Source organism: Agrobacterium sp. (assembly GCF_059499945.1).
Genome location: NZ_JCABZP010000014.1, coordinates 1,159,591 through 1,169,098, shown reverse-complemented (window position 1 = coordinate 1,169,098; position 9,508 = coordinate 1,159,591). Strand labels below are relative to the sequence as shown.

Here is a 9,508-nt window from a genome sequence, read left to right as displayed (position 1 = left end):
CCCGCGACCTCCGGCGTGACAGGCCGGCACTCTAACCAACTGAGCTACACCCGCTTATCCTGACGGACAGGACCTTGTCCCGCCGTACGAACCAGCCTCGGCTGTTCGTTGAGCGGCTAACTACGGCGTTCGTGCGGGGGTGTCAAGCAGGTTTCACGACAAAAGAATAAGCTTTTTGATTTTGATCGGGAAAAACCCTGGGGCCTTTGATCGGCGTTCCAGCAAACGCCCTGTTTTGCGGGCTTTTCCCAACGAAAACAAAAAACTTGTCCACAGCGAGCGGCTTCCCCGACGGCATTTCCCCAGGGCCATCAAGGCGTCATTGGTTTCTGATTTCACCAAAAAGCCCGCAGTTCCCGGCTTTTTGCCCCTCCCCTTCGACGGAGGGAAAAGCCGCTCCGAAAAAAAACAAAAAAACTTCACAAAAGCCCTTGCGGTTTTTTTCCGATCCGAATACATCACGGCCACCGACGCGGCGGACATGATCCGCAGGACGCGAAGGGCGATTAGCTCAGTTGGTAGAGCGCCTCGTTTACACCGAGGATGTCGGGAGTTCGAGTCTCTCATCGCCCACCATTCCACAAATTCCCCCTTGATTACATTTCACTTTCTGCCCCTTTTGTCTCATGGCGCTTTTTCGTCGCTGATTTTGAGACACTTTGAGTTTTCCTGTGGGCCGCTAGGCGCTCTTGCGCGTTGGCTGCCATGCGCCGTTTATCGGCCTGCGCGATGTAGATTTGCGCTGTTTTCATGTTGCTCCAGCCGAACAGCGCCATAAGCTCCGGCGCGGTCGCTTGGCTCTCCGCATAAATCACGGCCGCCGCTTTGCGCAGACCGTGCGAGGAACATTCCAACAGCCCTGCTTTCACACACCAGCGCTTGAAGGCGTTGCTGAAGCTTTCCTTCGTGTACGGCCGGTTCAGCTCTGACATTATATATATGTCTTTGCCGTGAGGCGTTTTCTCAAGCGCCTCGATCAGCTCGGGAGTAAGCTGCGCATCAATCACTGTTGGGTACAGGTTGCGGCCCTTGTGGGCGGTGAAGCGTATCCAGCGATTTCCGTCGCGGCCGCGATATTCGTTGCTTGGCCCGATCCGGTGCGCGTCGGAACGCCGAGCGCCCGTGTTGATCATAACCTCCATCGCAAGGCGCGGTATCGATCCCAACGGCCAAAAGGCGCGGAACCGGTCAATCTCGTCCGGCGTCCACGTGTGAAAGCCTTCAGTGCTGCGATTGACCTTTGCAACCCGTGCGGCAGGGTTGAACGTCGCCAGCGGCGGGTTTTGCTCCATGGCCCAAGTGAACAGCGCTCGAATCACCTTCACCAGCTTATCGCCGGCTCCGGGCGTCCGCTTGCGCTGACTGGCCTCCATATCGGCCCGCTTATACTTCTTATATGGCAGCTTGCCCGCCGCCTCGCAGAAACGATCCAAAACGCTTCGCTTGTCGCGCTGGGTGTCCGGCTCATAGGACTTGAATTTCGCGGACCGGTAATACTGGTCGCAAAGCCAGTCCCAAGTTTCCTCACGCGGCGGCTCAACTGATTTTACGGCAGCTTCGCCGCGCAGCTCAGCCAGAGCTGCCCAGTAGGCATCCATGAAGTTTTTTGTAATTTCACCATTTGCATCCGTGAACGTCTCACGAATGCGCTTTTTCTTGCCATCAAGGCGCACGTAGAACCGATCCCTCCCCTTTCGGTCAGGATCGTTCAGGCAATAGCGAAGTCGGGTTTGCATCAGATAACAATACCCTCATACGGGTTATCGCTATCCGGCTGCTGGTCCTCGATCTCGGCAAGGCTTAGCCAGGCGCTCCGGATGCTCTCGGCATCCCAAAGCGTGACGCCGCCAATCTTGCGGCCCTTCGGCATTCTCCCCTCCCCGACCCAGTTATCGAAGGTCGAGGGCGAGATAGCGAGTGAGGCCGCAGCCTCATCCCGCCGAAGGGCAAAACGCGGTATGGAGAGTTCGCGAAGGCTCGCCGCACCCATAATTATGCATCCTTCAAGCACATGAATGACGAAAGCAGCATGCGAACCATATCCGACTCTTCGCCCAACCATTCCACGAGGAAGTTTTCCGAGAGAATGAAGCCGACCTTGCGAACCATTTCTTCCGGTGTCGCGCACGGATCCAATAAAATCCGGCCCACCACTTCACGCAAAACCAGAATGCCCGATGCCTCATCCGATACGGCGTGCTCGAAGTTATCTTGGTAGAACGCAGAAGCCGTCTTGTATTCTTTGATCAACTCATAAAATTCGGCGTGAGAGCGCGTCATGCTACACCGCCTTTCGCGGCCGCCGATTCCACGATGTCAACGATAGTATTCAGTAAAGCAATGGCTTCGGCTTGCTGCTTATGGGCAATGTCAAGAATGCAATACAGACCACTGGTGGCCACGTTGCGCCGGGCGGCGTCGTCAATGTCCGTCACAACATCCGCCAGAATTGTGGCGGCCTGTATCAGGGACGATCCCACAAGGGCGCTATCGTAAGCCGCCCGCAGTTCCACGCTTTCCAGCATTTTTTCGTGCGCGATGGAGCTTGCACAACCGTCGCGTTGTATTGTAAGTTTCATTCGCATAAGTTGACCTTTCACAGGGTTATGAAAAAGCCGACGCTGGTTCCTAGGCCAGAGCGTCGGCTTTTTCGGTTTCTCGGTCTATCTTCTCGCGAATCGCAAGAATTATCTCGGAAGTCTGAGAACGCAAATTTTGGCGGGCCTGCGCTTCAAGCCAACCCTTAACATCTGCCGGAAGATTGATCTTCAATTGGACTTTTTCACGGGCCACAGTGCGAATCCCTTAACGGACCTAATTGGTTCATTAATGGGTACCTATTAGGTCCAATTGCGTCAAGGACCTTTCTGGTTCATTGATAAAAAATGGCACCCAAGCAAACCGATCCACAGTTTAAATTACGCCTGACTCCCGAAATTAAGGATGCGGTCGAAAAGGCCGCCACCGCAAACGGGCGTTCAATGAACGCTGAAATACTGTTTCGGTTGGAGTACAGCTTTAAACTCGGGTTCGCTGGGATGAACGGATACTCGTTCTTTGGCGAAGTGACACACGATGACGGACTTCAGATGAGCGAGACGCTCAACGCGGAGCTGGCGAATGCTGCAGAGGCAAAAGGAATATCCGTCCGTGAAGAAATCGAAGAACGGCTGTGGTTTTCTTTAAAGCCGCAAAATGAGATCAACCAACGCTTAGCGGAACACCTGTTAGATAGCAGCATGGCGCTTCAACAGGCAAATTTTGATCTGGAGCAGGCGCGGCGGCTTTTAGATACACTGTCGCCACAAGAGAAACTTCTTTTGGAGGAGCGGGCAGAAATCATGGAATCGAAGGCCCCAACTTCCCAACGACAAAAAGCCCTCATCGAACACATTAGCAATTCGCCCCTCGCCTCCGGTAAAAGCGAAAAATGACCGACGATGTGTTCGAGGTTGGTGATATCGTTGCACTTCAGCACGATTTCAACTTTTCCATGACGGTATCCGACATTCGTCCAAACGGAGCAGTTGGCTGTATCTGGTGGGCTAACAGCCTACTTCAGTACCAGTTGTTTCCACCGAAGACATTGCTAAAGTTGAATGGTGCCCTCCGTCATACGTCGCAACAGTGAGATGAGATGAGAGACATTCGCCGCCAACCATCCCATCCCGGCGCGCTTCTGGCGGATATCTTGCCAGATACAGGCATGACGCTTGCAGAACTGGCGGATGCTACCGGCGTTCCCCTGCCCCAGCTTGAAAGCATCATGAAAGAAGAAGCGCCGATAACCGCGGATGTTGCCGAAAAAATTGGCGCGTACTTCGGGGACGGCCCGGGCATCTGGCTACGAATGCAAGTCGAACATAACGTGTGGGGAAAACTGAACGCGGCCGACCACGAAGCGGTTGATTTGGGGGAATATCCAACAATCAATGAACCACACTGCGAGAACGCCAGCTACCGATGCCCGTGCTGCAAATGCCTAACCCTTCAAGAGCGAGGCGGCTACGAAATATGCCCCGTCTGCTTTTGGGAGGACGATGGGCAGGATGACCCCTACGCGGACCAAATAAGCGGCGGAGCAAACGGAGAGACTTCCCTCACGCAAGGGCGAGCTAATTACGCCAAATACGGAGCCATGGAAGAACGGTTTATAAAATCCGTTCGCAAGCCGACCGAAGATGAAGCTGCACCACAAATTTCTGAAGAATAGACAGTGGGGAAATTCCCCACCGAAATCAACTGGGGATTTTCCCCAGTGCGGATAAATCAACGGGGTTCCCATGGCGAGCGTGAAGTACTTCTACGTCGAAGACGATACAGCAATTCTGTTCGGCGCGAACGGCACAGCACTAACGGCAACCTTAGCCGCCGTCGCCGGCATGATCTCCGATATCAAATTCGCGATTCCCACGTTTCCACTATGGGCATACTTCGCCGGGCTGATTTTCGCATTCATCTCCAAATCTGTGATCATGATCTATAACGGCGACGTAAAAGAGCGAGAAAAAAGCCAAGCCGTCCGCGATTTCCTACTCGAAGCTCTGCCTGAAAAAGAAGCCCTCGCAAAGGAGGGCTTTGATTGGGACAAAGGATGGGCGGATATGGTCGAAAGGCGAAAAACGCTTTTGTCGCTCAAAACCACCTATCGTCTGAATTACGTAAGAGCATATGCGTTTTTTGCATCCGCTATCTGCTTCGTCCTAGGCACCGGAAGCATACTTTGGTTCGTCGGCACCAAGGCTTCTCTGTGAGAAGGGGTCGATGACGTCCCCAATCACATCCGGCCAATAGTGCAATATGCTGCCGGCATGATGACCATCGGGACCGATCTCAATATGAAAAATCCCACCGCCGATGGAATATCCCATATTCGGGGTTTCGCGCTCCCCGCAATGCAGATCACAAACAGCCTCCCGGCCTCGCTGGAATGCCGCAATCGCATCTTCGGGAACGAAATCCGCAGGATCTGGCAACCCTTCCAGCTCGACGCCGAAAGCGATCATGCCGGCATCCCACTTGTAGCAGACGCCACGCGGCAAGCCGGCGTCGTCGCGGTGAGACTGTCGGGCATAAACTTCCGGTCGATTGCGGCTCTCTGACCAGCCCGCCACTACGATTTCCGAACCAGCCGCCCCTATCTCAGCCAAAAGCGCGTCATGCGCTTCCAGCACACCCGGAAGCGCCGAAACAACATCATCGAAAGTTGCGAAACCGAATTCGCGGCAAAGCTGCTCGAACAGCGGAAACGCGGCCTCGATTCCTCGGCTGGAATAGACCGCATTCACCCCAGGTATCGCCCGCACCTTGCAATCAGCGCCAGTTAGAACGCCGGTTTCCGGGTCATAGAACGCGCCATCCGCCATGACGTGCACGCGGTCTTTCTGAATTACTGCCAGTATCGCACTCATGCGTATATCTCCGCTTTGTGGGTTGATGTGATGAAGCCGACTGGGCCACCGTCAGCGAAACCTTTGCCGCCGCCGAACAACCCGCCGAAAAGGTTTCCGAAAATCCCGCCGCCCCCGGCGCTGTTGACCTTGAACATGCTGTTGAGAACGTCATCGATTAGGGCATCGCCAATCTTCTTGAGGCTGTTCACAAGGATGTCGGCGGCACTGGCCCCCTCAATAAGGCCGTCGATAACGCCGCGCGTAACGTCTTTCGCGGTCGCCATCGCCTCTTCCGCCCGCTCCCTGATTTCGTTCTGTTTTTCAGAGAGTTTTTCGGATTGAACAACGGCGTCAGCATATCCGGCCGCCAGTTTCTCAATCGAGGCGGTCAATTGCGGCGTGACCTTCACGCCGGCCTCTTTCGCCGCCGTCAGAAGCTCTTGTTTCGACCGAGCATACTCTACCGAATAGCCATAATCGTTCACCAGAGGATTGAGAGACGCGTAAGCCTGCGTTTCGGCATTCAGGGCGTCCGTGCGCTTCTGCATTTGCTCTACTTCGCGCTGGTACTCATTCAGGCGGGCTTTACTCCCCTTGCCGTCTTTGTCATCGGCAACCTTGTACTGCGCATCATTCAAATCAATCGGCGTGAATTTATTACCGTTGACGCTTTGTTTTGTCGGCGGCTTGAAGCGGTTATAGTCCAGCTCGCCGCCAACAATCGTCGGTTCGATCAATGCCGCCTTGTCGTTAAGCGCCCGGAGCTGACCTTCCAACTGGCGAATGCGCGCCGGCCCGAGAACATCCATCGGATTGTTGCGAGTCTCGGCAATTTCCTTTTCGATGGAAAGCCGCTGTTCAGCCAGCCTGTTGAGCTTGTCATTGTTCTTGACTGTCGACTCGATGTTGAGCGCGCCGCCAAGAAGCGAAATTTTGCCGTTTTCCCCGAGCGCGTTCACCAGCCCCGAACCGATATTCTCAAGCCCGCTTATCCGGCCGACCCATTCACCGAAATTCTGCGCGGCCGTAGCGCCCTCATTCAACAATTTGATGATGGCGCCGATGTCTGAGGCGAGGCCATCCATATTCACGCTGTTGATGAACGAAGCCACATTGTCGATTGAGGAACCGAAAGTGTTTGCCGCCTGCGAGGATGTATTGAACCGCCGCGCCGCGTCCGTGAGCGACGTTTTCAGATTTTCAAACCGCTGGTCAATGGTGAGAACCGCGCTCGATACCTTTTGCTCAATCACCGGAGCGCCAGCGCCGATACCATCGAAAAGCGCCTTCGACGACAATCCACCAGCCAGCATAATTTTGCGAAGCTCGGCAACCGAACCGCCGGCCTGCTTGATGCCGGCCGCCGCAGCTTGCAGGATCGTCGGCGCGCCTTCCTGAATTGAGTTGAATTCTTCGGCTCGCACGGTTCCCGACCCGAGCGCCTGCGACAGCTGAAGCAAAGCGCCGCTCGCCTCCTGAGACGACTTTCCGGACGCCCGAAGCGCAACAGCAATATTGTCGGTGAAGGAAATCAGCTCGTCACTCGAAACACCCAGCTCTTTTTGCACCAGCGAGGCGCGGCCGTACAATTCAACGAGCGTCTCCAATGGCGCGGCGTTCTTCTGCGCACTGACGAGAAGCTTTTGATAGACCGAATCCAGCTCTTGCCCGGAGAGGCCCGCCACCTTCAGCGCATTATCGATCCGTGTCGCACTGTCGGAAAGGGTTCGGAACCCCTGAGCGCCGCCAATGAGCGCAAACGCCTTCATGAAGCCCGCCGCAGCTTCCGACGCGCCTGTAGACAGACTCTTGTTCATTTTGGCAAAACGCGTCTCGATTTGCCGCATATTCCGGTTGGTCATGCCAACCGCTCGTTTCATGGCATTCTCATAGCCCTTTATGTCGGCCGAGAGTTGCACCAATAGCTTTTCAACATCCGTCGCCATTTGACACCTGTGAATGGAAGGAAAGAGGCCGCCGACCCGATGCGCATCGGATCGGCGGAGGACGCGGTTTTTCGGCATTCGCGTACCGGGACACTCACGCCTTGTCCCAGCCGGCCGAGGGCGATGGAAAACCCTCGGCCAGCCAAAAGGGGAACGATTATCCGGCGTTTCGGATGGCTGTGAGAATGGTATTGAAATCGCCCTTGATGAGGGCGGCCGCTCGTTTCACAGCGAAGGCAAGACGGCTCTCACCACGAATGGTCAGCATGTTTTTGATGAAGTTGTCTCGATCCTCAGAGGAAACGAGAACTTCGGGCTGCATCCGGTCGAAAATCTGCGTTGCGGTTTCGAAAGCACCAACAAGAAACTCACCGACTGGCATAGCGTTGGTGTAAACCACCGGGAGGCCCCAGATATCGGACGTATCAACGGGAAGAATGTAATTTCCATCGCCGTCTTTGATGCCCAGAAGGTTCCAGAAATCACGCGTGTTGAGGATGATACCAGATGACGGGAGGTCAGCCTCTGCCGCCTGCCCTGCAGCGTCCCTGAGAACATCAAGCCGGGTGTATTTTGTAGGATCACCCCCCGCCGTGGCGTTGATATCAACGCGGGCAGTGTCGAACGCCGTTGCCTGAGGCATCATGCCGTGCAGGTTTTGGCCCTGACCGTCGCCAAACAGGAACTGCTGTTCTTCCTTCAGCGCGAGGCCGTAACGCAACGAGCTGTCAACGAGTGTCTGAAGCTGGGGCGCATCGTCCATCAACTGGCGAGAAGCGGGAACCCAGTGCGCAATAGTGCGTACCGGCGCACTAGCCAGCTCGTAGGTGATTTCCGATTCCGGCTTCTCTGTCGTTTCAGCCACCATGCCGGCGTTGTTCACGAACGTCTTTTCCTTGAAGTATTCGACAAGGTTCGATCCGGTGGAACCCGCACCCAGCAGTGCGCGGATCGTCAAACGACGACGCGGAAGCATAACACCTTCAGCGCTGCGATCCGGACGAACAAGCGCCCCGCCAGATGCTCCGACTGACGTAAGCGCATTTTCAACCGGAATACGCTGAGAGCCTTTGCAGCTACTGGACACGAAATCCTTGTAACCGCTGCTGTGAACAACAGTTTCACCCCAGGACATCGAGGCAGCGCCACCGCCGCCGCCGCGCCGTTGGCGACCGGCGACGGATTGCTCTACATCGCTCTGACGCGTGGAAACCTGCTCGATCCGCTCCTCAAGCCGGTCGTAACGCGCCGATAGACTGGAATTCATATCCGTCACCGCCGATTTCACTTTAGTCAGAATGTCTGCGAAATCCGCTTCATTGCGAACCTGAGAGGAAAGCGCTTCGGGAGCCGAGGTAGCCAGCAAGGCTGCGATAGGCGCAACAGGCATAGAACGGGTAATATTTTTCATGATTTTGCCTCATGTTGAGGCGGCGCATATTGGTCGGGGAGTTTCGTAGCCGCACATACCAGTCCGCCGCCGTCGATTAAAACGGGTCATCACGCACTCAAGGTGCGATTTGAATTGCGACTGGTTCGGCTAGCGCTGAGCATAACCAAGGGGCCAGACGAAACCGGGGGAACCGATTTCTAGGCAGCGTTCCGCATACCGTGATTCCGAAATACGCCACGTCACTGATTTGCGCAAGTCTCATCCTCCAACAAATCCACAATCGATTGATCAGCGCCACCGCATTTGAGAGCGTTCAGCATCTTGCGGCGCGCACCCCTCGACCATCCCGCGACGGCAAGAGCGTCATCGACAACCCGGATGACAGGAGGAATTTTGCCGTTGAAGCTTGGCAATTCGAACCCGCCACTCACTTTTTGGCCGAGCTTGCGTTTCATTGAACCGGGCCTTTCGGCTCGACGGCGGCGAAGATGCCGTTGTCGATTTGCTCCGCGATTGCACGGAACGCAGCAGACGCGGCCGCACGGCCATCTGTAGCGCAACTCTGCGCGGCCGCGAAAGTCAGCATGCGATCCACCATTTGCGGGACCGTGATGCCGACTTCATGGACGATGATCCGAGCAGCGCCGGTGATAATTTCATCGCAGGCGTCGCGGCGAGCTGCCGGCAATGCTGGATGATCGCATGTGTTGTTGGTGATTTTCATGTGGCTTTTTCTCTCCAATTTCGACTTTGAACAAAGTAAGGGATGACGCCGG

The 9,508-nt window shown here is 55.4% G+C and carries 13 protein-coding genes and 1 tRNA gene; 4 read left to right on the top strand and 10 right to left on the bottom strand.

Annotation, left to right across the window (positions count from 1 at the left end; genetic code table 11):
• Positions 1-153 precede the first annotated feature (153 nt).
• Positions 154-483, bottom strand: a complete 330-nt coding sequence (locus AC5I5B_RS17505; RefSeq protein WP_162687144.1) for a hypothetical protein — start codon at positions 481-483, stop codon at positions 154-156.
• A gap of 17 nt (positions 484-500) precedes the next feature.
• Here AC5I5B_RS17505 and AC5I5B_RS17500 point away from each other — a divergent pair.
• Positions 501-576: transfer RNA gene (locus AC5I5B_RS17500), tRNA-Val, on the top strand.
• Positions 577-596: 20 nt separating this feature from the next.
• Here the strand turns inward: AC5I5B_RS17500 and AC5I5B_RS17495 are convergent.
• Genes AC5I5B_RS17495 through AC5I5B_RS17480 form a run of 4 tightly spaced genes read right to left on the bottom strand, consistent with a single transcriptional unit; the run spans position 597 to position 2,579 of the window.
• The gene (locus tag AC5I5B_RS17495; protein WP_495752768.1) at positions 597-1,736 is read right to left on the bottom strand and encodes a tyrosine-type recombinase/integrase; all 1,140 of its coding nucleotides are present in this window, start codon (positions 1,734-1,736) and stop codon (positions 597-599) included.
• Positions 1,736-1,990 (bottom strand): helix-turn-helix transcriptional regulator, encoded by a 255-nt coding sequence (locus AC5I5B_RS17490; RefSeq protein WP_495752767.1) that lies wholly within the window; start codon positions 1,988-1,990, stop codon positions 1,736-1,738. Before AC5I5B_RS17490 ends, AC5I5B_RS17495 begins: the two co-directional genes overlap by 1 nt.
• A gap of 2 nt (positions 1,991-1,992) precedes the next feature.
• Positions 1,993-2,280, bottom strand: a complete 288-nt coding sequence (locus tag AC5I5B_RS17485) for a hypothetical protein (protein WP_495752766.1) — start codon at positions 2,278-2,280, stop codon at positions 1,993-1,995.
• Entirely contained in the window at positions 2,277-2,579 is a 303-nt protein-coding gene (locus tag AC5I5B_RS17480) for a hypothetical protein (protein ID WP_495752765.1), read from the bottom strand. Before AC5I5B_RS17480 ends, AC5I5B_RS17485 begins: the two co-directional genes overlap by 4 nt.
• A gap of 306 nt (positions 2,580-2,885) precedes the next feature.
• Here AC5I5B_RS17480 and AC5I5B_RS17475 point away from each other — a divergent pair, with 306 nt between their 5' ends.
• The 3 genes from AC5I5B_RS17475 (at position 2,886) to AC5I5B_RS17465 (ending at position 4,754) form a co-directional block, all read left to right on the top strand.
• Complete coding sequence (locus AC5I5B_RS17475) at positions 2,886-3,434, top strand: Arc family DNA-binding protein (protein WP_129566831.1); 549 nt, start codon at positions 2,886-2,888, stop codon at positions 3,432-3,434.
• Positions 3,435-3,637: 203 nt separating this feature from the next.
• The gene (locus AC5I5B_RS17470) at positions 3,638-4,213 is read left to right on the top strand and encodes a HigA family addiction module antitoxin (RefSeq protein WP_495752764.1); all 576 of its coding nucleotides are present in this window, start codon (positions 3,638-3,640) and stop codon (positions 4,211-4,213) included.
• Between the two features lie 70 nt (positions 4,214-4,283).
• Entirely contained in the window at positions 4,284-4,754 is a 471-nt protein-coding gene (locus AC5I5B_RS17465; protein WP_495752763.1) for a hypothetical protein, read from the top strand.
• Here the strand turns inward: AC5I5B_RS17465 and AC5I5B_RS17460 are convergent.
• From AC5I5B_RS17460 to AC5I5B_RS17440, 5 genes are all read right to left on the bottom strand, one after another.
• Positions 4,704-5,411 carry a hypothetical protein gene (locus tag AC5I5B_RS17460; protein ID WP_495752762.1) on the bottom strand — a complete coding sequence of 236 codons (708 nt, stop codon included), beginning with the start codon at positions 5,409-5,411 and terminating at the stop codon, positions 4,704-4,706. The genes AC5I5B_RS17465 and AC5I5B_RS17460 overlap by 51 nt on opposite strands.
• A complete protein-coding gene (locus tag AC5I5B_RS17455; protein ID WP_495752761.1) occupies positions 5,408-7,339 on the bottom strand; it encodes a tape measure protein in 1,932 nt (643 codons plus the stop codon). Before AC5I5B_RS17455 ends, AC5I5B_RS17460 begins: the two co-directional genes overlap by 4 nt.
• A 157-nt stretch (positions 7,340-7,496) precedes the next feature.
• Positions 7,497-8,750, bottom strand: a complete 1,254-nt coding sequence (locus AC5I5B_RS17450; protein ID WP_495752760.1) for a phage major capsid protein — start codon at positions 8,748-8,750, stop codon at positions 7,497-7,499.
• A gap of 221 nt (positions 8,751-8,971) precedes the next feature.
• Positions 8,972-9,187 carry a hypothetical protein gene (locus AC5I5B_RS17445; protein ID WP_495752759.1) on the bottom strand — a complete coding sequence of 72 codons (216 nt, stop codon included), beginning with the start codon at positions 9,185-9,187 and terminating at the stop codon, positions 8,972-8,974.
• Positions 9,184-9,456 carry a hypothetical protein gene (locus AC5I5B_RS17440; protein ID WP_495752758.1) on the bottom strand — a complete coding sequence of 91 codons (273 nt, stop codon included), beginning with the start codon at positions 9,454-9,456 and terminating at the stop codon, positions 9,184-9,186. The genes AC5I5B_RS17445 and AC5I5B_RS17440 overlap by 4 nt, the downstream gene beginning before the upstream one ends.
• Between the last annotated feature and the right edge of the window lie 52 nt (positions 9,457-9,508).

Excerpts from the sequence above, each read along its gene's own strand:
- AC5I5B_RS17470 (WP_495752764.1), top strand. The coding sequence starts at position 3,638 with ATGAGAGACATTCGCCGCCAACCATCCCATCCCGGCGCGCTTCTGGCG.
- AC5I5B_RS17455 (WP_495752761.1), bottom strand. The coding sequence starts at position 7,339 with ATGGCGACGGATGTTGAAAAGCTATTGGTGCAACTCTCGGCCGACATA.
- AC5I5B_RS17485 (WP_495752766.1), bottom strand. The coding sequence starts at position 2,280 with ATGACGCGCTCTCACGCCGAATTTTATGAGTTGATCAAAGAATACAAG.
- AC5I5B_RS17475 (WP_129566831.1), top strand. The coding sequence starts at position 2,886 with ATGGCACCCAAGCAAACCGATCCACAGTTTAAATTACGCCTGACTCCC.
- AC5I5B_RS17445 (WP_495752759.1), bottom strand. The coding sequence starts at position 9,187 with ATGAAACGCAAGCTCGGCCAAAAAGTGAGTGGCGGGTTCGAATTGCCA.
- AC5I5B_RS17440 (WP_495752758.1), bottom strand. The coding sequence starts at position 9,456 with ATGAAAATCACCAACAACACATGCGATCATCCAGCATTGCCGGCAGCT.
- AC5I5B_RS17460 (WP_495752762.1), bottom strand. The coding sequence starts at position 5,411 with ATGAGTGCGATACTGGCAGTAATTCAGAAAGACCGCGTGCACGTCATG.
- AC5I5B_RS17490 (WP_495752767.1), bottom strand. The coding sequence starts at position 1,990 with ATGGGTGCGGCGAGCCTTCGCGAACTCTCCATACCGCGTTTTGCCCTT.
- AC5I5B_RS17495 (WP_495752768.1), bottom strand. The coding sequence starts at position 1,736 with ATGCAAACCCGACTTCGCTATTGCCTGAACGATCCTGACCGAAAGGGG.
- AC5I5B_RS17465 (WP_495752763.1), top strand. The coding sequence starts at position 4,284 with ATGGCGAGCGTGAAGTACTTCTACGTCGAAGACGATACAGCAATTCTG.
- AC5I5B_RS17480 (WP_495752765.1), bottom strand. The coding sequence starts at position 2,579 with ATGAAACTTACAATACAACGCGACGGTTGTGCAAGCTCCATCGCGCAC.
- AC5I5B_RS17450 (WP_495752760.1), bottom strand. The coding sequence starts at position 8,750 with ATGAAAAATATTACCCGTTCTATGCCTGTTGCGCCTATCGCAGCCTTG.
- AC5I5B_RS17505 (WP_162687144.1), bottom strand. The coding sequence starts at position 483 with ATGTCCGCCGCGTCGGTGGCCGTGATGTATTCGGATCGGAAAAAAACC.